We start from the raw sequence: 24,479 nt of genomic DNA, 5'->3' as shown, positions 1-24,479 counted from the left end.
GGCCCCTCCAGCGCCAATCGCGGCTTAAGCGATGGTGTTGACGATGCCGCCTTCGGCACGCAGCGCCGCACCGTTGGTCGCTGATGCCTCCTTCGAGGCGACATAGACCACCATGTTGGCGATCTCCTCGACACTGGCAAAACGCTGGATCAGCGAGCTCGGGCGATGCTGCCTGACGAAATTGGCGGCGGCTTCATCCACCGATTGCCCGTTCTGCCTGGCCAGATCCTTCACGAAAGTCTCGACGCCCTCGGACATGGTCGGGCCAGGCAGCACCGAATTCACGGTGACGGCGGTGCCCTGGGTGAGCTGCGCGAGGCCACGGGCGACCGCGAGCTGAGCCGTCTTGGTCATGCCGTAGTGAATCATCTCGGCGGGAATATTGAGGCCGGACTCCGAGGAGATGAAGACGATGCGGCCCCAATTGCGCTTCAGCATGCCCTGCATGTAGGCGCGCGAGAGCCGCACGCCGCTCATCACGTTGACCTCGAAGAAGCGGATCCAGTCCTCGTCCGGAATCTCGAAAAAGCCCTTCGGCTCGAAGATGCCGGCATTGTTGATGAGGATGTCGACCTCGGGCAGCGCCGCAACCAGCGCCTTGCAGCCGGCCGCGGTCGAGACGTCGGCGGCGATGCCGCGCACCTTGGCACCCGCCCCCTCCAACTTGCGCACAGCGGCATCGACCTTGTCCTGGCCGCGTCCGTTGATCACGACGCTCGCACCAGAGCCCGCAAGGCCCTTCGCGATGGCGTGGCCGATGCCGGCAGTCGAGCCGGTGACGAGGGCAGTCTTTCCGGAAAGATCGATCTTCATATGTCATCTCCGCTGAGGTTGAAGCGGATATCGTGCGCTGCACGGGCGGGTGCAATCACCGCTCACCGATGCGTGAGAGCTGCCACAACGGCAAATTTGTAGGGTGGGCAGAGCGGCCTGTCCGCCGAAGCTCGAAGAGCGAAGGCGGAAGCGTGCCCACCATCTGCAGGTGGTGGGCACGGCGCGCGAAGCACGCGCGCCTTTGCCCACCCTACAGCACCTATTTCTTTGGTTGCAGCGTTCTGACAAACGCGGCCGCCGTGGCCCGGAGAGCGAAGGCAGCGCGAGAACCTGTAGGATCGATAGGCCGACATTCTCCAAACAAAAACGGCGCCCGAAGGCGCCGTTTTCAAACTCAATGCTGCGAGTTGGCTTACGCCGCCTCGGCTTCCTTCGCCTGCACCGGACCTGAGTCCTGGCCCTTGGCATCGACGTCGCGATCGACGAACTCGATCACGGCCATCGCGGCGTTGTCGCCGTAGCGGAAGCCCGCCTTGATGATGCGGGTATAGCCGCCCTGACGATCCTTGTAGCGGGGCGCCAGCACGTCGAACAGCTTCTTGACCTGGTCCTTGTCGCGCATCTCGGAGATGGCCTGGCGGCGCATCGACAGGCCGCCCTTCTTGCCGAGGGTGACCAGCTTCTCGACGATCGGACGAAGCTCCTTGGCCTTCGGCAGCGTGGTGACGATCTGCTCGTGCTTGATCAGCGCGGCCGCCATGTTGGCGAACATCGCGCGGCGATGCTCGGCCGTGCGGTTGAGCTTCCGATGAACCTTGCCGTGACGCATGTAACTATTCCTTGTTCTAGAACTGCCGCGACGGTTCGTCGGACCAGTTGCTCAGGTGGGCTGCCTGCGTTCGCCCGCGAAAGCGCGAGGCGCTTTCGCTTTCTTGTCAGAGCATGATCCTTGCCGGAAAACCGCTCCGCACTTTTCCTGGATCATGTCGTCATTCCGGACGGCGCGAAGCGACGATCCGGAATCTCGAGGTTCCGGGTTCGATGCTGACGCATCGCCCCGGAACGACGAATTCTCAGTAGTGATCTTCGAAGCGCTTGGCGAGCTCGTCGATGTTCTCCGGCGGCCAGCCCGGCACTTCCATGCCGAGATGCAGACCCATCTGGGCCAGCACTTCCTTGATCTCGTTCAGCGACTTGCGGCCGAAGTTCGGAGTGCGGAGCATTTCCGCCTCGCTCTTCTGCACGAGGTCGCCGATGTAGACGATGTTGTCGTTCTTCAAGCAGTTGGCCGAACGCACCGACAGCTCGAGCTCGTCCACCTTCTTGAGGAAGGCCGGGTTGAAGGCGAGGTCCGGGATGATCTCCTGGGCGACTTCCTTGCGCGGCTCTTCGAAGTTGACGAACACGTTGAGCTGATCCTGCAGGATGCGGGCGGCGTAGGCCACCGAATCATCCGGCGAGATCGCGCCGTTGGTCTCGATCGTCATGGTCAGCTTGTCGTAGTCGAGGATCTGGCCCTCACGGGTGTTCTCGACCTTGTAGGAGACCTTGCGGACCGGCGAATACAGGCTGTCGACCGGGATCAGGCCGATCGGCGCATCCTCGGGACGGTTGCGCTCGGCGGGCACGTAGCCCTTGCCGGTCGAGACCGTGAACTCCATGCGGATCTCGGCGCCCTCGTCGAGGGTGCAGATCTGCAGGTCCGGGTTGAGCACCACGACGTCGCCCACGGTCTGGATGTCGCCGGCGGTGACGACGCCCGGGCCGGACTTCTTCACGACCATGCGCTTGGGGCCTTCGCCCTGCATCTTGATCGAGATGTCCTTGATGTTGAGCACGATGTCGGTGACGTCCTCACGGACGCCAGCGATCGAGGAGAACTCGTGCAGCACGCCGTCGATGTGCACCGACTGCACCGCCGCGCCCTGGAGCGAGGAGAGCAGGATGCGGCGCAGCGCGTTGCCGAGCGTCTGGCCGAAACCGCGCTCGAGCGGCTCGGCGACGATGGTCGCGAAACGCGAGGGGTCGCTGCCAGGGGTCACCTGGAGCTTGTTCGGCCGAATCAGTTCTTGCCAATTTTTCTGGATCGTCACTGTTTCACCCATACAGGCCAGCCGATTTGAAAATTCAAATACTGGCGTTGGAGAAAGGCCGCAGATCAAACCCGCGGCTTCTTAAAAAAGCATCGCGGGCACCACAGCGCCCGCATCTTCGTATCAGACGCGCCGACGCTTGCGCGGACGGCAACCGTTGTGCGGGATCGTGGTCACGTCGCGAATCGAGGTGACGGTGAAGCCCGCGGCCTGCAGCGCGCGGAGCGCCGACTCACGGCCCGAACCGGGACCGGCGACTTCGACTTCCAGCGTGCGCATGCCGTGCTCCTGCGCCTTCTTGGACACGTCTTCAGCGGCGACCTGCGCGGCATAGGGGGTCGACTTGCGCGAGCCCTTGAACCCCATCGTGCCGGCGGAGGACCAGGCAATGGTGTTGCCCTGCGCGTCGGTGATGGTGATGGTCGTGTTGTTGAAGGACGAGTTCACGTGCGCGACGCCGGAGGCGATGTTCTTGCGCTCACGACGACGAACGCGGGTGGCTTCCTTGCCCATAGAGTACCTTTCCTGAAGATCTCAAACGCCGCCGTAATGCCAGCGGCTACACCTGTGGAACGAAAGGCGCGTGGCGAAAGGGTTTCCCCTATCGCCACACGCCGCGATTGGAATAGAAAACTTACTTCTTCTTGCCGGCGATGGCCTTGGCCGGACCCTTGCGCGTACGCGCATTGGTGTGGGTACGCTGACCGCGCACCGGCAGACCGCGACGATGACGCAGGCCGCGATAGCAGCCGAGGTCCATCAGACGCTTGATGTTGATACCGACTTCACGACGCAGATCGCCCTCGACGAGATAGTCGCGGTCGATCACTTCGCGGATCTGGAGCACTTCAGCGTCGCTGAGCTGATTGACGCGACGATCCTCGGGGATCTTCACCTTTTCGAGGATCTCACCAGCGATCTTCTGGCCGATGCCATGGATGTACTGGAGCGCGATCAGCACGCGCTTGTTGGTCGGAATGTTCACGCCGGCAATACGGGCCACGGCCTTCTCTCCTGTTGCCGACCCCTCGTCAGGAATCGGGCTTTAAGTGCTTATGTTTCTCGGGCAGGTGTTCACAAACGCGAACACGACGCCCACCCCTGGTCTTCCTGGGGCCCGGCATCGTTTGAAACTATCCGACTTGGATGCGGGGCTTATTAAGGGATTCCGGGGGCTTTCGTCAACCGCCGCTAGCGCTTGGCTCGCTTTTTCGTGACCTTTTTTGCAGCCTTTTTGGCACCTTTTTTGACGGCCTTCTTGGCCGCCTTTTTGACCGTTTTCTTGGCCGTTTTCTTGGCGGTTTTCTTGGCCGTCTTTTTGGCGCCCTTCACGGCCTTTTTGGTAGATTTGGCGGCCTTTTTGGCGGATTTCGCCGGCTTTTTGGCTGCCTTCTTGGCCGGCCCTGCCTTGGCGGCGCTCTTGGCGTGAGTTCTGGGCTCGATTGCGCCCAGCGCCAGGAGCTGGCGGTGGATGGCGCGGGTGACCTCATCGATGGCCATCATGCCGTCGATGGTCGAAAGCTTGCGGCGCTCGGAATAGTAGTGAATCAGCGGTTCGGTCTGGCTGCGATAGCTGGCGAGACGCTTGGTCAGGACCTCCGGGGTGTCGTCGACCCGGACCTCCTCCCCGCGCTCCCGCATCTGGGCGACACGGGTCTCGACGCGGTTCAGAAGCGCGCTCTCGTTGACACGAAGTTCGATCACGGCGTCGAGCTTCATGTGCTTGTGCTTCAGCAGCTCGTCCAGCGCTTCGGCCTGCGGCACGGTGCGGGGGAAGCCATCCAGGATGAAGCCGTGCTTGGCGTCCGGCTGGTCGATGCGGTCGGAGATGATTCCGACCACGATATCGTCAGGGACGAGACCGCCGCTTGCCATGATCTCCTTGGCCTTCAGCCCGACCGGCGTGCCGGCCGCGACCGCTGCACGCAACATCTCGCCGGTCGAGAGCTGGACAATACCATAGCGCTGCACCAGCAGCTGCGCCTGGGTCCCTTTGCCTGACCCCGGCGGTCCAAGAAGTATAATTCTCATCGGCGTACGCCCCCCGGATTGGTGAGCGATACGTCGCGCACCCGTGTTTGAAACTTCAGCAACAGTGCAAATCATAATCAGCGCCGCGCCGCTACCCATATCATAAGGGAGCAAGTGCCCGGACGCCAAGAAGGCCTTTGAAATCAGGGATTGCGCTGCAGTGAGAGCAGCTCATCCGATGCGACCAAAGGACGGGCTGATCGCCTTGGCGGACGCCGCGCATCGCTTGCGCGGCGAATCGGGTGGCACAGGCGTGCCGCCCGCGAGAGGACGCCGAGCCCTAGCGGCGGCGGCCTCGCAGCTTCGACTTGCGGATCAGGCCTTCATACTGGTGGGCCAGCAGATAGCCCTGCACCTGCGCCACCGTGTCCATGGTGACGCTGACGACGATCAGCAGCGAGGTGCCGCCGAAGTAGAACGGCACCGAGGCGTAGGAGATCAGGATTTCCGGGATCAAGCAGACGATCGCCAGATAAATCGCACCCAGCACGGTGATGCGCGACAGCACATAGTCGATATATTCGGCCGTGCGCTCGCCCGGACGGATGCCAGGGATGAAGCCGCCGTGCTTCTTCAGATTGTCCGCCGTCTCGGTCGGGTTGAACACGATTGCGGTGTAGAAGAAGGCGAAGAACACGATCAACGCGAGATAGAGCACCAGGAACAGGGGACGGCCGTGGCCGAGCTGGGTGGTGATCCACTGGAACCATTCCGGTCCCTTGCCCGCGTTGAAGTTTGCGACCGTGGTCGGCAGCAACAGCAACGAGGATGCGAAGATCGGCGGGATCACGCCCGACGTGTTGAGCTTGAGCGGCAGATGCGAGGACTGGCCCTCGAACATCTTGTTGCCGACCTGGCGCTTCGGATACTGGATCAGCAGCCGGCGCTGAGCGCGCTCCATGAACACGATGAAGGCGATCACGGCGACTGCCATCACGATCACGATCAGGATCAGGCCGGTCGACATCGCGCCCTGACGGCCGAGCTCGAGCATGTTGGCGAGCGCCGCCGGGAGCTCGGCGACGATGCCGGAGAGAATGATCAGCGAGATGCCGTTGCCAATGCCGCGCGAGGTGATCTGCTCGCCCAGCCACATCAGGAACATGGTGCCGCCGGTCAGCGTGATCGCGGTGGAGAGACGGAAGAACATGCCGGGGTCACTGACGACGTTGCCGGCGCCTTCGAGACCGACCGCGATGCCGTAGGACTGGAACGCGGCCAGGATCACCGTCAGATAGCGCGTGTACTGGTTCAGCGTCTTGCGGCCCGCCTCACCTTCCTTCTTCAGCGCCTCGAGTTGCGGCGAGACGGTGGTCAGGAGCTGGATGATGATCGAGGCCGAGATGTACGGCATGATGTTCAGCGCGAAGATCGCCATGCGGTGGATGCCGCCGCCGGCGAACATGTTGAACATGCCGAGGATGCCGCCTGCCTGCGACTTGAACACCTGCTCCCAGATGTTGGGATCGATGCCGGGCAGCGGGATGTAGGTGCCGAGCCGATAAACGAGCAGCGCACCCAGGGTGAACCAGATACGCTTCTTCAGTTCGTCGGCTTTGGCAAACGCGCCGAAATTGAGGTTGGCTGCCAGTTGTTCCGCTGCTGAGGCCATATTGGACTTTCTCCCGCCGCCTTTTGCGCCGTCATACCCGCGGCCGGGCTACTTTAGCGGACGCCGGACATTATCTGGCGCTTCGGCTTCGATAAGTCCATCGTCCCGCATGCGAAAAGGCCCGCGAGCCGCGGGCCAATGACGCAGTTGTTACGCCGCCTCGCCTTCTTCCTTCGCAGGGGCAAGGATCTTCACCGATCCGCCGGCCTTCTCGACCGCTTCGATTGCGGACTTGGTGGCGCCGTGGACCTCAATGTTCAGCTTGGCCTTGAGCTCGCCGCGGCCGAGCAGCCGCAGACCGGCCTTGGCGCGGCGCAGCACGCCCGCCTTCACCAGGGCCTCGACGTTCACGACGCTGCCGGTGTCGAGCTTCTTGGCATCGACCGCATCCTGGAGCCGGTCGAGATTGATCTCGGCGTACTCGACGCGGAAGATGTTGTTGAAGCCGCGCTTGGGCAGACGGCGATGCAACGGCATCTGGCCGCCTTCGAAACCCTTGATGCGCACGCCCGAACGCGCGGTCTGGCCCTTGCCGCCGCGGCCCGACTGCTTGCCCTTGCCCGAACCGATGCCACGGCCGACGCGCATGCGCTTCTTGCGCGAGCCGGCGTTGTCGGCGATATCGCTGAGCTTCATCGCCCTGCTCCTTGTGTTTTGCGCATGATCTGGCCCGAAAACCGGGATCATGCGCGCTATCTTACTTCTCGTCGACGATGCGAACGAGATGGTGAACCTTTTCGATCATGCCGCGGACGGCCGGGGTGTCCGGCAATTCGCTGACGCGGCCGATCTTGTTGAGCTTGAGCCCGATCAGCGTGGAACGCTGCGAGTGATGGCGGCGGATCGCGCTGCCGGTCTGCTCGAGCTTGATCGTCTTTGCGGACTTAGCGGCGTCCTTGGCCATCGTGATCTACTCCGAAAAGCGTTGGTTAGTCCGCAGCCGCCTCGGCATCGCCGCCGATGCGACGACCCTGGAGGGTGGACACCTTGATGTTGCGGCGCGCCGCGACCGAGCGCGGGCTATCCTGATGCTTCAGCGCATCGAAGGTCGCGCGAACCATGTTGTACGGGTTCGACGAGCCGATCGACTTCGCCACCACGTCCTGGACGCCGAGCGTCTCGAACACCGCACGCATCGGACCGCCGGCGATGATGCCGGTACCGGCCGGAGCTGCACGCAGATAGACGCGGCCAGCGCCATGACGGCCGGCGATGTCGTGATGCAGGGTGCGGCCCTCGCGCAGCGACACGCGGGTCAGGTTGCGCTTGGCGGACTCGGTGGCCTTGCGGATCGCCTCAGGCACTTCGCGTGCCTTGCCGTGACCGAAGCCGGCGCGGCCCTTCTGATCGCCGATGACGACGAGCGCTGCGAAACCGAAGCGCTTGCCGCCCTTGACGACCTTGGCCACGCGATTGATGTGGACGAGCTTGTCGACGAACTCGCTGTCGCGCTCCTCGCGCTCCTTGCGTTCACGTCCGCCGCCGCGTTGATCGCGTCCACCACGTTGTTCGCGTTCTGCCATTTTTCCAATCCTTCAGAGGCTTGCGCCTCAATCCTCAAATTCTGTTAGAAGCTCAGCCCGCTCTCACGCGCAGCGTCGGCGAGAGCCTTGACGCGCCCGTGGTAGAGGTAGCTGCCGCGATCGAACACGACTTCCTTGACGCCCTTCTCGGCAGCGCGCTCGGCCAGCAGCTTGCCGACCGCCTTCGCCGCATCGATGTCGGCGCCGGTCTTGCCGCCGTCGCGCATCGCCTTCTCGAGCGAGGAGGCAGAGGCCAGCGTCTCGCCCTTCAGGTCGTCGATGACCTGGGCGTAGATGTGCTTGGACGAGCGGAACACCGACAGACGCGGACGACCACCGCCGGAGCGGCGCAGCTTCAGCCGCACACTCCGCTTGCGCCGGGCATTGGTAACCTTGGCTTTGGACATGACCGGCTCCGTTACTTCTTCTTGCCTTCCTTGCGGAAGATGAATTCGCCCACATACTTCACGCCCTTGCCCTTGTAGGGCTCCGGCGGACGATAGGAGCGGATCTCGGCGGCAACCTGGCCGACGCGCTGGATGTCGCTGCCCGAGACCGTGATTTCGGTCGGCTTCGGCACGGCGATCGTGATCCCTTCCGGGATCGGATAGATCACGTCGTGGCTGTAACCGAGCGCGAGCTGCAGGTTCTTGCCCTGCATCGCGGCGCGGTAACCGACGCCGGTGATCTCGAGCTTCTTCTCGAAGCCCTTGGTGACGCCTTCGACCAGATTCGCGACCTGGGCGCGAGCGGTGCCATACAGCGCCCGCGCGCGATTGGTCTCGGCCCGCGGCTTGACCTTGACCTGGCCGTTCTCGAGCTTCACCTCGACGTCGTCATGGACGACGAACTGAAGCTGGCCCTTCGGCCCCTTCATCTTGACGGTCTGCCCATCGACGGTCGCGGTCACACCGGACGGCACCGCCACAGGCTTTTTGCCAACTCGTGACATGGATCAAAAACCCTTCTCAGAACACCGTGAAGAGGACTTCACCGCCCACGTTCGCTTCACGCGCACTGTGGTCGGCCATGATCCCCTTCGGCGTCGACAACACCGAAATACCGAGCCCGTTATTGACCCGCGGCAGGTTCTTCACCGAGGCGTACACGCGACGCCCGGGCTTGGAGACACGTTCGATCTCGCGGATGACGGGCTCACCGTCGAAATACTTCAGCTCGATCTCGATCTCGCTGCGGCCCGAGGCGTGCTCGAGGGTCGCGTAACCGCGGATATAGCCCTCGCTCTTGAGCACTTCGAGGACGTTCTCGCGCATCTTCGAGCCCGGCGTGGAGACCTTGCTCTTGGAGCGCATCTGCGCGTTGCGGATGCGGGTGATCAGATCGCTGATTGGATCGTGCGTAGACATCTAAACGACCCTCCTTACCAGCTCGACTTCACGAGGCCCGGGACCATGCCCTTGGAGCCAAGGTCGCGGAGCGCGATACGGGACAGCTTGTTCTTGCGATAGTTCGAGCGCGGGCGCCCCGACAGCTCGCAACGCAGACGGATGCGGGTGGCCGACGAATTGCGCGGCATTTCCGCAAGCTTCAGGGTCGCGGCGAACCGCTCCTCCATCGGCAGCGTCTTGTCGGCGATGATCGCCTTCAACCGCTCGCGCTTCGGGGCGGCGTTCTTCACCATCCGCTTGCGCCGGTTGTTCTTCTCGACTGAACTCTTCTTTGCCATGCTTGGCTCCTGGGTATCCGCGTTTGAGAGGCTTTAGGTCAGCGTCTCACTGCCGGAACGGGAAATTGAAAGCGGTCAACAAGGCCCTCGCCTCTTCGTCGGTCTTGGCCGTGGTGCAGACGGTGATGTCCATACCGCGGGCTTCCGTGACCTTGTCGAAGTCGATCTCGGGGAAAATGATGTGCTCCTTGATGCCGAGCGAGTAGTTGCCGCGGCCGTCAAAGCTCTTCGGGTTCAGGCCGCGGAAGTCGCGGACGCGCGGCAGCGCGACGTTGACCAGGCGATCGATGAACTCGTACATACGGGCCTTGCGCAGCGTGACCTTGCAGCCGATCGGCTGGTTCTCACGCAGCTTGAAGGTCGCGATCGCGATCCGCGAGTAGGTCACGATCGCCTTCTGGCCGGCGATCTGGGTCAGCTCGGCAGCGGCGGTCTCGGCCTTCTTGCGGTCGTTGACGGAATCGCCAACGCCCATGTTCAGCACGACCTTGTCCAGACGCGGAACCTGCATGACGTTCTGATAACCGAACTTCTCGGTCAGCGCCGTGCGGATCTTCGCATCGTATTCCGCGCGCAGGCGCGGGGTGTAAGCGGTCTCAGCCATCGATCTCAGCTCCCGAGCTCTTGGCGATGCGAACCTTCTTGCCGTCCGCCAGAATCTTGAATCCGACGCGGGTCGGCTTTCCGTCCTTGCCGACATACGCGATGTTGGACAGTTGGATCGGCGCCTCTTTCGAGATGATGCCGCCCTCCTGGGCCTGCGTCTGCTTCTGGTGACGCTTGACCATGTTGATGCCGCGCACGAGCGCCGTGCCGGCGTCGGGGCGAACTTCGAACACTTCGCCGGTGCGGCCCTTGTCGCGACCGGTCAGCACGACGACCTTGTCGCCCTTGCGGATCTTCGCAGCCATCACAGCACCTCCGGCGCGAGCGAAATGATCTTCATGTGGTTCTTCGCACGCAGCTCGCGCGGCACGGGCCCGAAGATACGGGTGCCGACCGGCTCGGCCTGGTTGTTGATCAGGACGGCGGCGTTGCGGTCGAAGCGGATGACCGAACCGTCGGCGCGGCGGATGTCCTTGCGGACGCGCACCACGACGGCCTTCATCACGTCGCCCTTCTTCACCTTGCCACGCGGAATGGCTTCCTTGATCGAGACGACAATGATGTCGCCGATCGTGGCATAGCGGCGCTTGGAGCCTCCGAGCACCTTGATACACATGACACGGCGTGCGCCAGAATTATCGGCCACGTCGAGGTTGGTCTGCATCTGAATCATTGATGCACCTCGTCCTCTTTCTCTTTGCGCCAGCCTAGCCGGCGCTCAACATTTCCCTGAAGTCGGTCGGCCAAATGAACGGCCGAGGCCAACAGATCAGGCGCTTTTCTTGTGTTCGCCCCGGATCACGATCCAGCACTTCAACTTCGAGATCGGCTTGGTCTCTTCGATCCAGACCATGTCGCCCGGCTTGAACTCGTTGTTCTCGTCGTGCGCGTGGTAGTTCTTCGAACGGCGGATCGTCTTCTTGTAGATCGGGTGCGTGAAGCGGCGATCGACGCGCACCACGACGGTCTTGGCAGTCTTGTCGCTGACGACCACGCCTTGCAAAGTACGTTTCGGCATATCCGTTAGCCCCTTACTTCTTCTTCGCGCGCTGCTGCGCGGCGACGGTCTTGATCCGGGCGATATCGCGGCGAGCCTCGCGCAGACGCGAGGTGTTCTCGAGCTGCCCGGTGGCACGCTGGAAGCGCAGGTTGAAGCGCTCCTTCTTCAGGTTCAGGACGGCATCGTCCTGCTGGTCGGGGCTCATCGCGCGGATGTCTTCGATCTTCATCTGGGCCATGGCCATTACTCCGCAATGCGCTCGACGAAGCGCGTCTTGATCGGCAGCTTGGCGGCCGCGAGCGTCAGCGCTTCGCGCGCCGTCTGGGTGTTGACGCCGTCGATCTCGAACAGCACCCGGCCCGGCTTGACGCGGGCGACCCACAATTCCGGCGACCCCTTGCCGGAGCCCATGCGGACTTCGGCCGGCTTCTTCGACACCGGAACGTCGGGGAATACCCGGATCCAGACGCGGCCGGCGCGCTTCATGTGGCGGGTCAGCGCGCGGCGGGCGGCTTCGATCTGGCGCGCGGTGACGCGCTCCGGCTCGGTCGCCTTCAGGCCGAACTGGCCGAACGCCAACGTCGCACCCGACGACGCAACGCCGTGGATACGGCCCTTATGCGCCTTCCGGAACTTCGTTTTCTTAGGTTGCATCATGGCTTTAAGCCCTCAAATTCCTGTGCTGATCAGGCCGCAGCCGTATCGCGGCGCTGACGGCCACCACGATCACCACTGCCACCCGTCTCGCCCTCGGCCATTCTCTTGTCCTGGGCCATCGGATCGTGCTCGAGGATCTCGCCCTTGAAGATCCAGACCTTGACGCCGCAGGTGCCGAAGGTCGTGAACGCGGTCGCAACGCCGTAGTCGATGTCGGCGCGCAGCGTGTGCAGCGGCACGCGGCCTTCGCGATACCACTCCATGCGAGCGATTTCCGCACCGCCCAGACGTCCCGAGCAGTTGATGCGGATGCCTTCCGCGCCGAGACGCATCGCCGACTGCACGGCGCGCTTCATGGCACGGCGGAACGCCACGCGGCGCTCCAGCTGCTGCGCGATCGACTCGGCCACCAGCGTCGCATCGAGCTCCGGCTTGCGGATTTCGACGATGTTGATGACGACGTCGGACGAAGTGATGTCCGCGACCTTCTTGCGCAGCTTGTCGATGTCCGCGCCCTTCTTGCCGATCACCACGCCCGGACGAGCCGAGTGGATGGTGACGCGGCACTTCTTGTGCGGACGCTCGATCACGATGCGGGCGACGGCCGCCTGCTTGAGCTCCTTGTGCAGGATCTCGCGGATCTTGACGTCCTCGTGCAGCAGCTTGCCGTATTCCTGCTTGCCGGCGAACCAGCGGGAATCCCAGGTCCGGTTGATGCCGAGACGCAGACCGATCGGATTGATCTTTTGACCCATCGTTTTCTCCTGCGACCCTTAAGCCGCTGCTGCTTCGGCTTCGACCTGACGAACAATGATCGTCAGCTGCGAAAATGGTTTGTAGACACGGCCCGAACGGCCACGGCCGCGGGCGGCAAAGCGCTTCATCACGAGGCCGTTGCCGACGAAGGCCTGCGCCACGACGAGATCATCGACGTCGAGGTCGTGGTTGTTCTCGGCATTGGCGATCGCCGATTCCAGGCACTTCTTCACGTCGACCGCGATCCGCTTGCGCGAGAACTGCAGGTCGGCGAGCGCGGCGGAAGCCTTCCGGCCGCGAATGAGCTGGGCGACCAGGTTGAGCTTCTGCGGGCTCACCCGCAGCATCCGGGCGACCGCCTTGGCCTCGTTCTCGGCGAGGCTCCGTTCGCGCTTAGGTTTGCTCATCGTTTAATCCTCAAGCCTTCTTGGCTTTCTTGTCGCCGGAGTGGCCATGGAAGGTCCGGGTCGGCGAGAACTCGCCGAACTTGTGACCCACCATTTCCTCGTTGACGGCCACCGGCACGTGCTTCTGACCGTTGTAGACGCCGAAGGTCAGGCCGACGAATTGCGGCAGGATCGTCGAGCGACGGCTCCAGATCTTGATGACGTCGTGACGGCCGGACGCGCGGGCGGCATCTGCCTTCTTGAGCAGAGAACCCTCGACGAACGGGCCTTTCCAGACTGAACGAACCATGTCCGGCGTTCCTTACTTCTTCCGCTTGTGGCGGCTTAGGAGAATGAATTTGTTGGTCGACTTGTTGGTGCGGGTCTTCTTGCCCTTGGTCGGCTTGCCCCACGGAGTGACCGGGTGGCGACCGCCCGAGGTGCGACCTTCACCACCGCCGTGCGGATGGTCGATCGGGTTCATGGCGACACCACGGTTGTGCGGGCGACGGCCCATCCAACGCTTGCGACCGGCCTTGCCGATCGAGGTGTTCATGTGGTCCGGGTTCGACACCGCGCCGATCGTGCCGCGGCAACGGCCGTGCACCAGGCGCTGCTCACCCGAGTTGAGGCGGATGATGACGTAGTCCTGGTCGCGGCCAACCAGCTGGGCGTAGGTGCCGGCGGAACGGGCGAGCTGACCGCCCTTCCCGATCTTGACCTCGATGTTGTGGATGATCGTGCCGACCGGCATGTTGCCGAGCGGCATGACGTTGCCCGGCTTCACGTCGACATAGTTACCGGCGACGATGGTGTCACCCACGGCCAGGCGCTGCGGCGCCAGGATGTAGGCCTGCTCGCCGTCCTGATACTTGATCAGGGCGATGAAGCCGGTGCGGTTCGGATCGTACTCCAGCCGCTCGACGGTCGCGGGAACGTCGGTCTTCTCGCGCTTGAAGTCGACGGTGCGCAGCGTCTGCTTGTGGCCACCGCCACGGAAGCGCACGGTGATGCGGCCGGTGTTGTTGCGGCCACCCGAGGACTTCTTGCCTTCGGTGAGCGCCTTGAGCGGCTTGCCCTTGTAGAGCGCCGAACGATCGACCATCACCAGCTGGCGCTGGCCCGGCGTCGTGGGATTGAATGTCTTCAGTGCCATCGTCGTGCGACCTTACAGACCGGTGGTGACGTCGATCCGGTGGCCCTCTTCGAGGGTCACGATCGCGCGCTTGGTGTTCGACTGCGAGCCGAGATTGCCGCGGAAGACCTTGACCTTGCCCTTGCGGACCAGCGTGTTGACGCTCTTGACCTTGACGTCGAAGAGCTTCTCGACCGCTTCCTTGATCTGCGGCTTGGTCGCCTTGGCGGCCACCTTGAACAGGACCTTGTTGTGCTCCGATGCCAGCGTCGCCTTTTCGGTGACGACAGGGGCGACGATCACGTCATAATGCCGAGGCTCGATGTTCTTGCTCATTTGAAGCGCGCCTCCAGCGCATCGATGGCGGCCTTGGTCAGAACGAGCTTCTGACGGCGCAGGATGTCATAGACATTGATGCCCTGGATCGGCAGCACGTCCATGTTCGGGATGTTGCGGGCCGCAGCGGCGAAGCCGTTGTTGAGCTCGGCGCCGTCGATGATCAGCGCGTTGGTCAAGCCCAGGCCCGAGAAGTGACCGAGCAGCGCCTTGGTCTTGGCGGCTTCCAGCGCGGCCTTCTCGATCACGAGCAGATCGCCGTCCTTGGCCTTGGCCGACAGCGCATGCTTGAGAGCGAGCGCGCGGACCTTCTTCGGCAGGTCGGTGGCGTGCGAACGCACGACCGGACCGAAGGCACGACCGCCGCCGCGGAACTGCGGCACGCGGGCCGAGCCGTGACGAGCACCGCCGGTGCCCTTCTGCTTGTACATCTTCTTGCCGGTGCGCCAGATCTCGGCGCGGCCCTTGGCCTTGTGCGTACCGGCCTGGCGCTTGTTGAGCTGCCATTGCACGCAACGCGCAATGATGTCCTGGCGCGGCTCGAGGCCGAAAATGGCGTCGGACAGCTGGACCGAGCCAGCCTCCTTACCCTCAAGGGTGGTGACCTTCAGTTCCATCTCACGCACCCTCTTGCTGGGCCGCAGCCTCGGCTTCGCCGCCCGCAACCTTGAACTTGCCGGGCTTCGGAGCTTCCTTCGGCAGCGGCTTCTTGACGGCGTCGCGCACGCGGATCCAGCCGCCCTTGGAGCCGGGAACGGCGCCTTCGACGAGGATCAGGCCACGCTCGACATCGGTCTGGACGACGCGAAGGTTCAGCGTGGTGATGCGGTCGACACCCATGTGGCCGGGCATCTTCTTGTTCTTCCAGGTCTTGCCGGGGTCCTGACGGCCACCGGTCGAACCGATCGAACGGTGCGAGATCGACACACCATGCGTGGCGCGCAGACCGCCGAAATTCCAGCGCTTCATACCGCCGGCGAAGCCCTTACCGACCGAAGTGCCGGTGACGTCGACGAACTGGCCGACGACGAAGTGATCGGCCTGGATCTCGGCGCCAACGGGGATCATGGCGTCCGCGGTGACGCGGAACTCCTCGACCTGGCGCTTCGGCTCGACCTTGGCGACCGCGAACTGGCCGCGCTCCGCCTTGGGCATGTACACGGTCTTGCGGCTGCCAGAACCCAGCTGGAGCGCGACGTAACCGTTCTTCTCTTCAGTGCGGTGGCCTACGACCTGGCAATTGCCGAGCTTCAGCACGGTCACGGGGATATGTTCGCCGGCCTCTGTAAAGACCCGCGTCATCCCGACCTTTTGTGCGATCACTCCGGAGCGCATCGGCGTGCTTCCTGTTCTTTCTGTCCGCTAGGTGCGAACGTGATCCAAAATCTTAGAGCTTGATCTCGACGTCGACACCGGCGGCCAGGTCGAGCTTCATCAAAGCATCGACGGTCTGCGGGGTCGGATCGACGATGTCGAGCAGGCGCTTGTGAGTGCGCATCTCGAACTGCTCGCGGCTCTTCTTGTCGACGTGCGGCGAACGGTTGACGGTGAACTTCTCGATGCGGGTGGGCAGCGGAATGGGTCCGCGGACCTGCGCACCGGTGCGCTTCGCCGTGTTCACGATCTCGCGGGTCGACGTATCGAGAATACGATGGTCGAACGCCTTGAGACGGATACGAATGTTTTGGCCGTTCATTGCCGTGGTCTCTCTTTAGTGGGGGGTGGCGAATAGCGAATAGCGAATGTCCCCATTCGCTACCCGCCAATCCCTATTCGCGTAATTACTCGATGATCGAGGCGACGACGCCGGCGCCGACGGTGCGGCCACCTTCGCGGATCGCGAAGCGGAGCTTCTCTTCCATCGCGATCGGCACGATCAGGTGCACTTCCATCGCAATGTTGTCGCCCGGCATCACCATCTCGGTACCCTCCGGCAGATGCACGACACCGGTCACGTCGGTGGTGCGGAAGTAGAACTGCGGACGATAGTTGGTGAAGAACGGGGTGTGGCGACCGCCCTCCTCCTTGGTGAGGATGTAAGCCTCGGCCTTGAACTTGGTGTGCGGCTTGACCGAACCCGGCTTGCACAGCACCTGGCCGCGCTCGACGTCTTCACGCTTGGTACCGCGGAGCAGCGCACCGATGTTGTCGCCGGCCTGGCCCTGATCGAGCAGCTTGCGGAACATTTCGACGCCGGTGACGGTGGTCTTCTGGGTGGCGCGGAGACCGACGATCTCGATTTCCTCGCCGACCTTGACGACGCCGCGCTCGACACGGCCGGTCACGACGGTGCCGCGGCCCGAGATCGAGAACACGTCTTCAACCGGCATCAGGAACGGCTGGTCGATCGGACGCTCCGGCTGCGGGATGTAGCTGTCGACGTTCTTCATCAGCTCGATGATCGCGTCGTGGCCGAGCTTCTTGTCCGAATCTTCGAGAGCGGCGAGAGCCGAACCCTTGATGATCGGGATCTTGTCGCCCGGGAAGTCGTACTTGGAGAGCAGCTCGCGAACCTCGAGCTCGACGAGTTCGAGCAGCTCCGGATCGTCGACCATGTCGCACTTGTTGAGGAACACGACGAGCGCGGGCACGCCGACCTGGCGGGCGAGCAGGATGTGCTCGCGGGTCTGCGGCATCGGGCCGTCAGCAGCCGACACGACCAGGATCGCACCGTCCATCTGGGCGGCGCCGGTGATCATGTTCTTCACGTAGTCGGCGTGGCCGGGGCAGTCGACGTGCGCGTAGTGGCGGTTCGGCGTCTCGTACTCGACGTGTGCGGTCGAGATGGTGATGCCACGCGCCTTCTCTTCCGGCGCCTTGTCGATCTGGTCGTACGCGGTGAACGTCGCACCGCCGGCTTCGGCGAGAACCTTGGTGATCGCCGCGGTCAGCGACGTCTTGCCATGGTCGACGTGACCGATGGTGCCGATGTTGCAGTGCGGCTTGGTACGTTCAAACTTTGCTTTGGCCATTTGACTCTCCGTTCAATCGTCAGCTCTGGACCGACGACAATCAGGCAAACTTCTTTTGGACTTCCGCCGACACGTTAGCCGGCGCTTCTGCGTAGTGATCGAACTGCATGGTGAAGGTCGCGCGGCCCTGGCTCATCGAGCGCAGGTTGTTCACGTAACCGAACATGTTCATGAGCGGCACCATCGCATTGATGACGTTGGCGTTGCCGCGCATGTCCTGGCCCTGGATCTGACCGCGCCGGGAATTCAGGTCGCCGATGACCGAACCGGTATAGTCTTCCGGGGTCACCACTTCGACCTTCATGATCGGCTCGAGCAGGACGGACTTGCCCATCTGCAGCGCTTCGCGGAAGCAGGCGCGCGAAGCGATTTCGAAGGCCAGCGCCGACGAGTCAACGTCGTGATACTTGCCGTCGACGAGCGTCACCTTGACGTCGACCACGGGGAAGCCCGCGACCACGCCGGACGACAGCACGCTCTCCAGACCCTTCTCGACGCCGGGAATGTATTCCTTCGGCACCGCGCCGCCGACGATCTTCGATTCGAACTCGTAGCCCTTGCCGGGCTCGTTCGGCTCGACGATGAACGATACGGCCGCGAACTGGCCGGTACCGCCGGTCTGCTTCTTGTGGGTGTAGCTGTGCTCGACGCGCTTGGTGATCCGCTCGCGGAACGCAACCTGCGGCGCGCCGATGTTGGCGTCGACCTTGTAGGTACGCTTGAGGATGTCGACCTTGATGTCGAGGTGGAGTTCGCCCATGCCCTTGAGGATGGTCTGGCCGGACTCGTGGTCGGTCGACACGCGGAAGGACGGATCCTCCGCGGCGAGCTTGGCCAGCGCCACGCCCAGCTTCTCCTGGTCGGCCTTGGACTTCGGCTCGATCGCGATCTCGATGACCGGCTCGGGAAATTCCATCTTCTCCAGGATCACCTGCTTGTCGGGATCGCACAGCGTGTCACCGGTGCGCGCTTCCTTCAGGCCAGCCAGCGCGACGATGTCGCCGGCATAGGCTTCCTTGATGTCTTCGCGGTTGTTCGCATGCATCAAGAGCATGCGCCCGATGCGCTCCTTCTTCTCGCGGGTCGAGTTCACGACGCCGGTGCCACTCTGCAGAACGCCGGAGTAGATGCGGCAGAAGGTGATGGTGCCGACGAACGGGTCGTCCATGATCTTGAAAGCGAGCAGAGCCAGCGGCTCCTTGTCGTCCGCCTTGCGCACGACCTCGTTGCCCTTGTCGTCGGTGCCCTTGATCGCGGGCACGTCGAGCGGCGACGGCAGATAGTCGACGACCGCGTCGAGCAGCGGCTGCACGCCCTTGTTCTTGAAGGCCGAGCCGCACAGCACGGGATAGAACGCGCCAGTCAGCACCGCCTTGCGGATCAGGCGCTTCAGGGTCGCCTCGTCCGGCTCCTTGCCGTCGAGGTAAGCGGCCATGGCGTCGTCGTCGAGCTCGACGGCGGCTTCCACCATCTTCTCGCGGTATTCCTTGGCCTGGTCGACGAGGTCTTCCGGAATGTCGACATAGTCGAACTTCGCGCCGAGCGACTCGTCGTTCCAGACGACGCCCTTCATCTTCACGAGGTCGACGAGACCCTTGAAGTTGTTCTCGGCACCGATCGGAAGCTGGATCGCGACGGGCTTGGCACCCAGACGGTCGACGATGTCGGCCAGACATTTGAAGAAGTCGGCACCGATCTTGTCCATCTTGTTGGCGAAGACGATGCGCGGAACCTTGTACTTGTCGCCCTGGCGCCAGACGGTCTCGGTCTGGGGCTCAACGCCCTGGTTCGAATCGAGCACGCAGACGGCGCCGTCGAGCACGCGCAGCGAACGCTCGACTTCGATGGTGAAGTCGACGTGGCCGGGAGTGTCGATGATGTTCAGGCGCTTGCCGTTCCAGAACGCGGTGGTCGCAGCCGAGGTGATCGTGATGCCACGCTCCTGCTCCTGCTCCATCCAGTCCATCGTCGCGGCACCTTCGTGCACTTCGCCGATCTTGTGGCTCTTGCCGGTGTAATAGAGGATGCGCTCGGTCGTCGTCGTCTTGCCGGCGTCGATATGCGCCATGATACCGAAGTTACGGTAGTCCTCGATGGCATGTTGGCGGGGCATGGGGTGTTCCTTGCGAGTCCGTTTGGTTCGCCGTTACCAGCGATAATGCGAGAAGGCGCGGTTGGCTTCCGCCATCCGGTGCACGTCTTCACGCTTCTTGACGGCGTTCCCGCGGTTGTTCGATGCATCCAGCAGCTCTGCCGAGAGACGCTCGGTCATGGTCTTCTCGTTGCGCTCGCGTGCAGCCGAAATCAGCCAGCGGATGCCCAGGGCCTGACGGCGGGTCGAGCGAACTTCGACCGGAACCTGATAGGTCGCGCCGCCGACGCGGCGGGAGCGCACTTCGATCGTCGGCATGACGTTCTCGAGCGCCTGCTCGAACACGCCGAGCGGGTTCTGCTTGGTCTTGGATTCGATGATGCCGAACGCACCGTAGACGATGCCTTCCGCGACCGACTTCTTGCCGGCGTACATCACCGAGTTCATGAACTTCGTGACGATGATGTTCCCGAACTTCGGATCGGGAAGAACTTCGCGCTTTTCCGCTGAGTGGCGACGAGACATTGAGCTGGTTCCCGCTTACTTCGGACGCTTCGCGCCGTACTTCGAACGACGCTGCTTACGGTTCTTGACGCCCTGGGTATCCAGAACGCCGCGGAGGATGTGGTAGCGCACGCCGGGCAAGTCCTTGACGCGGCCGCCGCGGATCATGACCACCGAGTGCTCCTGAAGGTTATGGCCCTCACCCGGGATGTAGCCGATCACCTCGAAACCGTTGGTCAGACGCACCTTGGCGACCTTACGAAGCGCCGAGTTCGGCTTCTTCGGGGTCGTGGTGTAGACGCGCGTGCAAACGCCACGCTTCTGCGGCGACTGCTGCAGCGCTGGCACCTTCTTGCGCGACTTCTGCACTTCACGCGGTTGAGCGATCAGCTGGTTGATCGTCGGCATCCTGGCCTTACCCTTTGTTATCGCAGCCCCTTGCGGGTCCGCTGTCTTGCCGCGAGCCCGTTGCCGGGACCGCAAATTCTGTCGCGCTACCCGCCCGACGGGGCCGCCTCGCACGGGAACAATCCGCACAAAGCGAAATCGCGCCAACCGCTCCATCGCTGAGCGGAAAGCGCTTCGACGCCACAGAGGACCGCAGTCTTTGGGCCGATCAGCGTAAAGCGACGGCCCGCGCACTGAGGTCATGCATCCGAATTCGGCCTCGCGAGAACATGCTCGGAAGACCTAAAATCGCACTGGCATTGCCTAGCTATTATCGACAGCGTTTGAGCGGCATTCGTCGAGGTTGGTGCCCGTCTTTGCGACCCCTCAGGGATCAAACGGGTAGCCCGTTCCGACGTTGGCGATGCTCACCGCCTGTCGTTAAGTGAGGCGCTTTCTATAAGTGAGAATCGTTCAAGTCAAGGCGAAACGACAGTCACAAAGCGCTTCTCGCGCCTTCAGAAATTGCCTGCTTGGCGCCCTCACAGCGCGCCCCGGATATGGGAACGAAGCCCCTGCTCCGCCAGCCTCAGACCAATTTTTACCCGGATGTAATGTACTTTTATAACAAACGCTAAGGCTTTTTTTCTGCTCACGCGGCAATCTGCCCACTTTCGGCAGAGGCAAGCGCGATGCGGTACACCGATATTGCCATCATTGGTGGGGGACTTGCCGGCTCGACCGCCGCCGCAATGCTTGGGCGTGCCGGAGCTTCAGCCGTGCTGATCGACCCGCGCGAGACCTATCCGGCCGATTTTCGTGTCGAGAAACTCAGCGGTCACGCGCAGCTCGAGCGATTCCAGCGCACGGGAATCGCCGACTCAGTGCTGCGCCGCGCGACTTTATCCGGCGAGAACTGGATCGCACGGTTCGGCCATCTGCTCGACAAGGCGCCGAGCCGGCAGTTCAACCTCCTCTATGATGCCCTGGTCAACGCGATCCGCGCCGAGATTCCCGGCACCGTCGAGCGAATCTGGACCAAGGCGGTCTCGATCGAGACCAGCCCCGAACGGCAGAGGGTGGCGCTCGCCAATGACGAGACGATTTCCGCCCGCCTGGTCGTGCTCGCCAACGGTCTGAATGTCGGCTTGCGGCACCAGCTCGGCATCAGCAGAAACATCGTCAGCGCCTGTCATTCGATCTCGATCGGGTTCGATGTGGCTCCGGCCGGGCGGAACGCGTTCGACTTCCCGGCGCTGACCTATTTCTCCGAGCGGCCGAGCGACCGTATTGCCTACATCTCGCTTTTTCCGATCGGCACCCGGATGCGGGCCAATCTGTTCGTCTATCGCAGCTTCGACGATCCCTGGCTGAACGAATTCCGCCGCGCGCCGGCCGAGACCTTGAACGCCGCCCTGCCGCGGCTCAAGTGCATCACCAGCGCCTTCGACATCATGGGCGAGGTGAAGATTCGCCCGGTCGATCTCTATGTGAACGATGCCAGCGATCAGCCCGGCGTGGTGCTGGCAGGCGATGCCTACGCAACCTCCTGCCCGGCTGCGGGCACGGGTTGCGACAAGGTGTTCACGGACGTCGAGCGGCTCTGCAACGTCTACATCCCGCAATGGCTGGCGTCGGACGGGATGGATGCGAACAAGATCGCCGCCTTCTACGCTGATCCCGTCAAGCGGGCCTGCGATGAATGGTCGGCGGCGAAAGCCTTCGACTTCCGCTCGGTTTCGATTGCGACGAGCCCCTACTGGACGGCGCAGCGCTGGGCGCGCTTCATGGCATGGTCGACCCAGGGATTAATGCGGCGGCTCGGAGGCGCTGTCCACCTGGAGCCGAACTTCCTCGGTCACTCCTCGTCCTCGTCGTCCTCGTCGAGGTCCTCATCGTCCTCGTCGTCATCGCTGTCATCGTCAGCCTGAGCGGCCACGCCGTGCGGCTGGTGGATCTGGTCGTTCCACAGCTTGCGATAGGTGCCGTTCTTGGCGAGCAGCTCGGCATGCGAACCGCGCTCGATCGCCCTGCCCCCTGAAATCACGATGATCTCGTCCATCTCGACCACCGACGTCAGGCGATGGGTCGACCAGATCATGGTGCGGCCCTTGGCGACCTTCAGCAACGTGCGGTTGATCGCGGCCTCCGTGGTCTGGTCGAGCGCCGAGGTCGCCTCGTCGAGCAGCAGCACGGAGGGATTGCGGATGACCGCGCGCGCGATCGCGATGCGCTGGCGCTGGCCGCCTGAGAGTGTATCACCGCGCTCGCCGACCGGGGTGTCGTAGCGCTGCGGCAGGCTCATGATGTAGCGGTGGATCTCGGCCTTCTTGGCCGCCTCCTCCACCTCATCATCGGTCGCGCCCTCCTTGCCGAGCCGGATGTTCTCGCGGATCGACATGTTGAACAGCATGTTCTCCTGAAACACCACCGCCATGCTCCGGCGCAGCGAATCCAGAGTCACTTTGCGGACGTCGACACCGTCGATGGTGACGCGGCCCTCGTCAGGCACGTAGAGCCGCAGGATCAGGTTCAGCAGCGTGCTCTTGCCGGAGCCCGAGGGTCCAACAATGGCGATGCGCTTGCCGGCGTTGAGCCTGAGGCTGAGATTGTCCAGCACCGGAGTCTGCGCGCCCTCGTACTGGAACGTCACGTGGTCGAAGGTGATGTCGTGGGTGATGCGCGGCAGATCGGGCGCGCCGGGACGGTCCGCAGCGCGAGTTGGCTCGTCCAGCAACTCCTGCATGTGGCGGATCGCGGCGGCCGAGGAGATCGACACCGGGATGAAGTGCATCACATGGGCGATGTTGTAGGAGACCTCCCAGAACGCGCTCTCGAAAGTGACGAAAGTTCCGATGGTGATCTGGCCCTTGGTCGCCAGGTAAGCGCCGATCGCGAGCACGACGAGGTGCAGCAACAGCACCGAGATGGTGACGGTGCGCTCCACCATCGTCGACAGGAACCCGGCAGCCGCGATCTTGTTGCGGGTCTCGTCGTTGCGGAAGGTGAAGAAACCGAACATCTTGCGTTGCAGGCTGAAGGCCTTGATCACGGCCTGCGCCGCCACGTTCTCCTGCACCATGCCGAGCAGCGCGCTTTCGTTGAGCTTCTGCTCGTAATTGGCCTGCACCGCCTTCGGCGTCAGGATACGTGGACCGATCAGCGTGATCGGGAACACCAGCAGCGCGACGACTGCGAGCTGCCAGTTCAGGAACAGCATCAGGATAATGCCGGCGATCAACTCCAGGAACGGCAGCGCGGCGCTGTTGGTGAAGGTCTTGACCGAGCCTTCGAAGGCCGAGAGGTCGACCGAGAAGCGCGACAGGATCTCGCCGCGCTTGGTGCGGCCGAAATAGGCGGCGGGCAGGTCCTGAACGTGCTCGAACAGGCGCTTGCGGACATCGGAGATGACGCAGGCGGCGAGCCGCGCGTCCCAGCGTTCGTACCAGACCGCGACGATCGAGGTGAAGATGCCGGCGGCCGCGAGCACGCCGAGGATCTTGTACAGCGCCTGGAAATCCTCCTCGCCGAGCGCGTCGTCGATCAGGAACTTCAGGCTGAGCGGCATGATGACGTTGAACAGCGTCTCGACCAGAACGCCGAACGCCACATAGCCCAGGATGCGCTTGTAGTTGGACAGGAAGGGCTTGACGAAACCCAGGATGGTCGCGAGCGCGCCGGCGGCTTCGCGCGCGGTAAAGACGACAAGATCCTCATCATCATCGTCGTCGTCGAGCTCAAGCTCGTCATCATCCTCCTCTTCGTCGCCCTCGTCGTCTTCGAGGTCCGGCTTGAGGCTGGAGGCGAGCTTGTCGTCGAGCTCGGCCGCCTCTTGCGCGGCGAGCTTCTGTTTGTCGGGAGAAAGGGGCCTGGACGCCATGAAACCAACCGATGCTGACGGCCGGCATGACCGCAGAGAAAGCAGAAA

The 24,479-nt window shown here is 63.1% G+C and carries 34 protein-coding genes; 1 reads left to right on the top strand and 33 read right to left on the bottom strand.

The window, feature by feature from the left end:
- Window positions 1-24: 24 nt before the first annotated feature.
- The 32 genes from XH98_RS23145 to rpsL all read right to left on the bottom strand — a co-directional run bounded on the left by XH98_RS23145 (window position 25) and on the right by rpsL (window position 20,572).
- Window positions 25-813 (bottom strand): SDR family NAD(P)-dependent oxidoreductase, encoded by a 789-nt coding sequence (locus XH98_RS23145; RefSeq protein ID WP_271598931.1) that lies wholly within the window; start codon window positions 811-813, stop codon window positions 25-27.
- A 373-nt stretch (window positions 814-1,186) separates the two neighbouring features.
- Window positions 1,187-1,603: a 50S ribosomal protein L17 gene (gene rplQ / locus XH98_RS23140; RefSeq protein ID WP_057745449.1), complete on the bottom strand. Its 417-nt coding sequence runs from the start codon at window positions 1,601-1,603 to the stop codon at window positions 1,187-1,189.
- A gap of 244 nt (window positions 1,604-1,847) precedes the next feature.
- On the bottom strand, window positions 1,848-2,879 hold the full coding sequence (locus XH98_RS23135; RefSeq protein WP_057745452.1) for a DNA-directed RNA polymerase subunit alpha: 1,032 nt from the start codon (window positions 2,877-2,879) through the stop codon (window positions 1,848-1,850).
- A 111-nt stretch (window positions 2,880-2,990) separates the two neighbouring features.
- The gene (gene rpsK, locus XH98_RS23130; RefSeq protein ID WP_007603045.1) at window positions 2,991-3,380 is read right to left on the bottom strand and encodes a 30S ribosomal protein S11; all 390 of its coding nucleotides are present in this window, start codon (window positions 3,378-3,380) and stop codon (window positions 2,991-2,993) included.
- Between the two features lie 121 nt (window positions 3,381-3,501).
- Window positions 3,502-3,870 carry a 30S ribosomal protein S13 gene (gene rpsM / locus XH98_RS23125; RefSeq protein WP_014494511.1) on the bottom strand — a complete coding sequence of 123 codons (369 nt, stop codon included), beginning with the start codon at window positions 3,868-3,870 and terminating at the stop codon, window positions 3,502-3,504.
- A 188-nt stretch (window positions 3,871-4,058) separates the two neighbouring features.
- Window positions 4,059-4,898: an adenylate kinase gene (locus tag XH98_RS23120; RefSeq protein ID WP_271620042.1), complete on the bottom strand. Its 840-nt coding sequence runs from the start codon at window positions 4,896-4,898 to the stop codon at window positions 4,059-4,061.
- Window positions 4,899-5,178: 280 nt separating this feature from the next.
- Complete coding sequence (gene secY, locus XH98_RS23115) at window positions 5,179-6,510, bottom strand: preprotein translocase subunit SecY (protein ID WP_057745459.1); 1,332 nt, start codon at window positions 6,508-6,510, stop codon at window positions 5,179-5,181.
- A gap of 150 nt (window positions 6,511-6,660) precedes the next feature.
- Window positions 6,661-7,146 (bottom strand): 50S ribosomal protein L15, encoded by a 486-nt coding sequence (gene rplO, locus XH98_RS23110; RefSeq protein WP_057745461.1) that lies wholly within the window; start codon window positions 7,144-7,146, stop codon window positions 6,661-6,663.
- Window positions 7,147-7,207: 61 nt separating this feature from the next.
- Window positions 7,208-7,414: a 50S ribosomal protein L30 gene (gene rpmD / locus XH98_RS23105; RefSeq protein ID WP_057745463.1), complete on the bottom strand. Its 207-nt coding sequence runs from the start codon at window positions 7,412-7,414 to the stop codon at window positions 7,208-7,210.
- Window positions 7,415-7,439: 25 nt separating this feature from the next.
- A complete protein-coding gene (gene rpsE, locus XH98_RS23100) occupies window positions 7,440-8,033 on the bottom strand; it encodes a 30S ribosomal protein S5 (RefSeq protein WP_057745465.1) in 594 nt (197 codons plus the stop codon).
- Between the two features lie 44 nt (window positions 8,034-8,077).
- The gene (gene rplR, locus XH98_RS23095) at window positions 8,078-8,440 is read right to left on the bottom strand and encodes a 50S ribosomal protein L18 (protein ID WP_008549238.1); all 363 of its coding nucleotides are present in this window, start codon (window positions 8,438-8,440) and stop codon (window positions 8,078-8,080) included.
- Between the two features lie 11 nt (window positions 8,441-8,451).
- Window positions 8,452-8,985, bottom strand: a complete 534-nt coding sequence (rplF, locus tag XH98_RS23090; RefSeq protein WP_057745468.1) for a 50S ribosomal protein L6 — start codon at window positions 8,983-8,985, stop codon at window positions 8,452-8,454.
- A gap of 16 nt (window positions 8,986-9,001) precedes the next feature.
- Entirely contained in the window at window positions 9,002-9,400 is a 399-nt protein-coding gene (rpsH, locus tag XH98_RS23085) for a 30S ribosomal protein S8 (protein WP_057745471.1), read from the bottom strand.
- A 14-nt stretch (window positions 9,401-9,414) separates the two neighbouring features.
- The gene (gene rpsN / locus XH98_RS23080; protein ID WP_057745473.1) at window positions 9,415-9,720 is read right to left on the bottom strand and encodes a 30S ribosomal protein S14; all 306 of its coding nucleotides are present in this window, start codon (window positions 9,718-9,720) and stop codon (window positions 9,415-9,417) included.
- Window positions 9,721-9,766: 46 nt separating this feature from the next.
- Complete coding sequence (rplE, locus tag XH98_RS23075; RefSeq protein ID WP_057745478.1) at window positions 9,767-10,324, bottom strand: 50S ribosomal protein L5; 558 nt, start codon at window positions 10,322-10,324, stop codon at window positions 9,767-9,769.
- Complete coding sequence (rplX, locus tag XH98_RS23070; protein WP_011088142.1) at window positions 10,317-10,631, bottom strand: 50S ribosomal protein L24; 315 nt, start codon at window positions 10,629-10,631, stop codon at window positions 10,317-10,319. Before rplX ends, rplE begins: the two co-directional genes overlap by 8 nt.
- The gene (gene rplN / locus XH98_RS23065; protein ID WP_008549246.1) at window positions 10,631-10,999 is read right to left on the bottom strand and encodes a 50S ribosomal protein L14; all 369 of its coding nucleotides are present in this window, start codon (window positions 10,997-10,999) and stop codon (window positions 10,631-10,633) included. Before rplN ends, rplX begins: the two co-directional genes overlap by 1 nt.
- A 96-nt stretch (window positions 11,000-11,095) precedes the next feature.
- Window positions 11,096-11,344, bottom strand: coding sequence for a 30S ribosomal protein S17 (rpsQ, locus tag XH98_RS23060; protein WP_057745481.1), 249 nt, complete (start codon window positions 11,342-11,344; stop codon window positions 11,096-11,098).
- Window positions 11,345-11,357: 13 nt separating this feature from the next.
- Window positions 11,358-11,564 carry a 50S ribosomal protein L29 gene (gene rpmC / locus XH98_RS23055; RefSeq protein ID WP_027520957.1) on the bottom strand — a complete coding sequence of 69 codons (207 nt, stop codon included), beginning with the start codon at window positions 11,562-11,564 and terminating at the stop codon, window positions 11,358-11,360.
- A 5-nt stretch (window positions 11,565-11,569) separates the two neighbouring features.
- Entirely contained in the window at window positions 11,570-11,983 is a 414-nt protein-coding gene (gene rplP, locus XH98_RS23050) for a 50S ribosomal protein L16 (RefSeq protein ID WP_008136349.1), read from the bottom strand.
- A gap of 29 nt (window positions 11,984-12,012) precedes the next feature.
- Window positions 12,013-12,738, bottom strand: coding sequence for a 30S ribosomal protein S3 (gene rpsC, locus XH98_RS23045; protein WP_014494500.1), 726 nt, complete (start codon window positions 12,736-12,738; stop codon window positions 12,013-12,015).
- A gap of 18 nt (window positions 12,739-12,756) precedes the next feature.
- Window positions 12,757-13,146 carry a 50S ribosomal protein L22 gene (gene rplV, locus XH98_RS23040; RefSeq protein WP_057745488.1) on the bottom strand — a complete coding sequence of 130 codons (390 nt, stop codon included), beginning with the start codon at window positions 13,144-13,146 and terminating at the stop codon, window positions 12,757-12,759.
- A 10-nt stretch (window positions 13,147-13,156) separates the two neighbouring features.
- Entirely contained in the window at window positions 13,157-13,435 is a 279-nt protein-coding gene (rpsS, locus tag XH98_RS23035; protein ID WP_008136357.1) for a 30S ribosomal protein S19, read from the bottom strand.
- 12 nt (window positions 13,436-13,447) lie between these two features.
- Window positions 13,448-14,281 carry a 50S ribosomal protein L2 gene (gene rplB / locus XH98_RS23030; protein WP_057745491.1) on the bottom strand — a complete coding sequence of 278 codons (834 nt, stop codon included), beginning with the start codon at window positions 14,279-14,281 and terminating at the stop codon, window positions 13,448-13,450.
- Between the two features lie 12 nt (window positions 14,282-14,293).
- Window positions 14,294-14,596: a 50S ribosomal protein L23 gene (locus XH98_RS23025; protein WP_057745495.1), complete on the bottom strand. Its 303-nt coding sequence runs from the start codon at window positions 14,594-14,596 to the stop codon at window positions 14,294-14,296.
- Complete coding sequence (gene rplD, locus XH98_RS23020; RefSeq protein WP_057745497.1) at window positions 14,593-15,213, bottom strand: 50S ribosomal protein L4; 621 nt, start codon at window positions 15,211-15,213, stop codon at window positions 14,593-14,595. The genes XH98_RS23025 and rplD overlap by 4 nt, the downstream gene beginning before the upstream one ends.
- A gap of 1 nt (window position 15,214) precedes the next feature.
- Window positions 15,215-15,931 (bottom strand): 50S ribosomal protein L3, encoded by a 717-nt coding sequence (rplC, locus tag XH98_RS23015; protein ID WP_188104661.1) that lies wholly within the window; start codon window positions 15,929-15,931, stop codon window positions 15,215-15,217.
- Window positions 15,932-15,983: 52 nt separating this feature from the next.
- Window positions 15,984-16,292 (bottom strand): 30S ribosomal protein S10, encoded by a 309-nt coding sequence (gene rpsJ, locus XH98_RS23010; RefSeq protein WP_002712302.1) that lies wholly within the window; start codon window positions 16,290-16,292, stop codon window positions 15,984-15,986.
- Between the two features lie 85 nt (window positions 16,293-16,377).
- Entirely contained in the window at window positions 16,378-17,568 is a 1,191-nt protein-coding gene (tuf, locus tag XH98_RS23005) for an elongation factor Tu (protein ID WP_194467931.1), read from the bottom strand.
- A gap of 40 nt (window positions 17,569-17,608) precedes the next feature.
- Window positions 17,609-19,681, bottom strand: a complete 2,073-nt coding sequence (fusA, locus tag XH98_RS23000) for an elongation factor G (RefSeq protein ID WP_057745506.1) — start codon at window positions 19,679-19,681, stop codon at window positions 17,609-17,611.
- A gap of 33 nt (window positions 19,682-19,714) precedes the next feature.
- A complete protein-coding gene (rpsG, locus tag XH98_RS22995; protein WP_008136420.1) occupies window positions 19,715-20,185 on the bottom strand; it encodes a 30S ribosomal protein S7 in 471 nt (156 codons plus the stop codon).
- 15 nt (window positions 20,186-20,200) lie between these two features.
- Complete coding sequence (rpsL, locus tag XH98_RS22990) at window positions 20,201-20,572, bottom strand: 30S ribosomal protein S12 (protein WP_007603006.1); 372 nt, start codon at window positions 20,570-20,572, stop codon at window positions 20,201-20,203.
- A 671-nt stretch (window positions 20,573-21,243) separates the two neighbouring features.
- On the opposite strand from rpsL, the gene XH98_RS22985 reads away from it, so the two are divergent.
- Complete coding sequence (locus XH98_RS22985) at window positions 21,244-22,482, top strand: FAD-dependent oxidoreductase (RefSeq protein ID WP_271620041.1); 1,239 nt, start codon at window positions 21,244-21,246, stop codon at window positions 22,480-22,482.
- On the opposite strand, the gene XH98_RS22980 is transcribed toward XH98_RS22985, so the two are convergent.
- A complete protein-coding gene (locus XH98_RS22980; RefSeq protein ID WP_271598935.1) occupies window positions 22,410-24,431 on the bottom strand; it encodes an ABC transporter ATP-binding protein in 2,022 nt (673 codons plus the stop codon). The two genes, XH98_RS22985 and XH98_RS22980, sit on opposite strands and share 73 nt — an antisense overlap.
- Window positions 24,432-24,479 lie beyond the last annotated feature (48 nt).

The organism is Bradyrhizobium sp. CCBAU 51745, assembly GCF_028128715.1.
Classification (GTDB): Bacteria; Pseudomonadota; Alphaproteobacteria; order Rhizobiales; family Xanthobacteraceae; genus Bradyrhizobium; species Bradyrhizobium manausense.
Note: the sequence above shows the minus strand (reverse complement) of the source record. Positions and strands in the feature narration are given on the sequence as shown.

What these genes read in the sequence shown, in the direction of transcription:
- XH98_RS23145 (WP_271598931.1), bottom strand. Translation starts at nt 813, where the DNA reads ATGAAGATCGATCTTTCCGGAAAGACTGCCCTCGTCACCGGCTCGACT.
- rplQ (WP_057745449.1), bottom strand. Translation starts at nt 1,603, where the DNA reads ATGCGTCACGGCAAGGTTCATCGGAAGCTCAACCGCACGGCCGAGCAT.
- XH98_RS23135 (WP_057745452.1), bottom strand. Translation starts at nt 2,879, where the DNA reads ATGGGTGAAACAGTGACGATCCAGAAAAATTGGCAAGAACTGATTCGG.
- rpsK (WP_007603045.1), bottom strand. Translation starts at nt 3,380, where the DNA reads ATGGGCAAGGAAGCCACCCGCGTTCGTCGTCGTGAGCGCAAGAACATC.
- XH98_RS23120 (WP_271620042.1), bottom strand. Translation starts at nt 4,898, where the DNA reads ATGAGAATTATACTTCTTGGACCGCCGGGGTCAGGCAAAGGGACCCAG.
- secY (WP_057745459.1), bottom strand. Translation starts at nt 6,510, where the DNA reads ATGGCCTCAGCAGCGGAACAACTGGCAGCCAACCTCAATTTCGGCGCG.
- rplO (WP_057745461.1), bottom strand. Translation starts at nt 7,146, where the DNA reads ATGAAGCTCAGCGATATCGCCGACAACGCCGGCTCGCGCAAGAAGCGC.
- rpmD (WP_057745463.1), bottom strand. Translation starts at nt 7,414, where the DNA reads ATGGCCAAGGACGCCGCTAAGTCCGCAAAGACGATCAAGCTCGAGCAG.
- rpsE (WP_057745465.1), bottom strand. Translation starts at nt 8,033, where the DNA reads ATGGCAGAACGCGAACAACGTGGTGGACGCGATCAACGCGGCGGCGGA.
- rplR (WP_008549238.1), bottom strand. Translation starts at nt 8,440, where the DNA reads ATGTCCAAAGCCAAGGTTACCAATGCCCGGCGCAAGCGGAGTGTGCGG.
- rplF (WP_057745468.1), bottom strand. Translation starts at nt 8,985, where the DNA reads ATGTCACGAGTTGGCAAAAAGCCTGTGGCGGTGCCGTCCGGTGTGACC.
- rpsH (WP_057745471.1), bottom strand. Translation starts at nt 9,400, where the DNA reads ATGTCTACGCACGATCCAATCAGCGATCTGATCACCCGCATCCGCAAC.
- rpsN (WP_057745473.1), bottom strand. Translation starts at nt 9,720, where the DNA reads ATGGCAAAGAAGAGTTCAGTCGAGAAGAACAACCGGCGCAAGCGGATG.
- rplE (WP_057745478.1), bottom strand. Translation starts at nt 10,324, where the DNA reads ATGGCTGAGACCGCTTACACCCCGCGCCTGCGCGCGGAATACGATGCG.
- rplX (WP_011088142.1), bottom strand. Translation starts at nt 10,631, where the DNA reads ATGGCTGCGAAGATCCGCAAGGGCGACAAGGTCGTCGTGCTGACCGGT.
- rplN (WP_008549246.1), bottom strand. Translation starts at nt 10,999, where the DNA reads ATGATTCAGATGCAGACCAACCTCGACGTGGCCGATAATTCTGGCGCA.
- rpsQ (WP_057745481.1), bottom strand. Translation starts at nt 11,344, where the DNA reads ATGCCGAAACGTACTTTGCAAGGCGTGGTCGTCAGCGACAAGACTGCC.
- rpmC (WP_027520957.1), bottom strand. Translation starts at nt 11,564, where the DNA reads ATGGCCCAGATGAAGATCGAAGACATCCGCGCGATGAGCCCCGACCAG.
- rplP (WP_008136349.1), bottom strand. Translation starts at nt 11,983, where the DNA reads ATGATGCAACCTAAGAAAACGAAGTTCCGGAAGGCGCATAAGGGCCGT.
- rpsC (WP_014494500.1), bottom strand. Translation starts at nt 12,738, where the DNA reads ATGGGTCAAAAGATCAATCCGATCGGTCTGCGTCTCGGCATCAACCGG.
- rplV (WP_057745488.1), bottom strand. Translation starts at nt 13,146, where the DNA reads ATGAGCAAACCTAAGCGCGAACGGAGCCTCGCCGAGAACGAGGCCAAG.
- rpsS (WP_008136357.1), bottom strand. Translation starts at nt 13,435, where the DNA reads ATGGTTCGTTCAGTCTGGAAAGGCCCGTTCGTCGAGGGTTCTCTGCTC.
- rplB (WP_057745491.1), bottom strand. Translation starts at nt 14,281, where the DNA reads ATGGCACTGAAGACATTCAATCCCACGACGCCGGGCCAGCGCCAGCTG.
- XH98_RS23025 (WP_057745495.1), bottom strand. Translation starts at nt 14,596, where the DNA reads ATGAGCAAGAACATCGAGCCTCGGCATTATGACGTGATCGTCGCCCCT.
- rplD (WP_057745497.1), bottom strand. Translation starts at nt 15,213, where the DNA reads ATGGAACTGAAGGTCACCACCCTTGAGGGTAAGGAGGCTGGCTCGGTC.
- rplC (WP_188104661.1), bottom strand. Translation starts at nt 15,931, where the DNA reads ATGCGCTCCGGAGTGATCGCACAAAAGGTCGGGATGACGCGGGTCTTT.
- rpsJ (WP_002712302.1), bottom strand. Translation starts at nt 16,292, where the DNA reads ATGAACGGCCAAAACATTCGTATCCGTCTCAAGGCGTTCGACCATCGT.
- tuf (WP_194467931.1), bottom strand. Translation starts at nt 17,568, where the DNA reads ATGGCCAAAGCAAAGTTTGAACGTACCAAGCCGCACTGCAACATCGGC.
- fusA (WP_057745506.1), bottom strand. Translation starts at nt 19,681, where the DNA reads ATGCCCCGCCAACATGCCATCGAGGACTACCGTAACTTCGGTATCATG.
- rpsG (WP_008136420.1), bottom strand. Translation starts at nt 20,185, where the DNA reads ATGTCTCGTCGCCACTCAGCGGAAAAGCGCGAAGTTCTTCCCGATCCG.
- rpsL (WP_007603006.1), bottom strand. Translation starts at nt 20,572, where the DNA reads ATGCCGACGATCAACCAGCTGATCGCTCAACCGCGTGAAGTGCAGAAG.
- XH98_RS22985 (WP_271620041.1), top strand. Translation starts at nt 21,244, where the DNA reads ATGCGGTACACCGATATTGCCATCATTGGTGGGGGACTTGCCGGCTCG.
- XH98_RS22980 (WP_271598935.1), bottom strand. Translation starts at nt 24,431, where the DNA reads ATGGCGTCCAGGCCCCTTTCTCCCGACAAACAGAAGCTCGCCGCGCAA.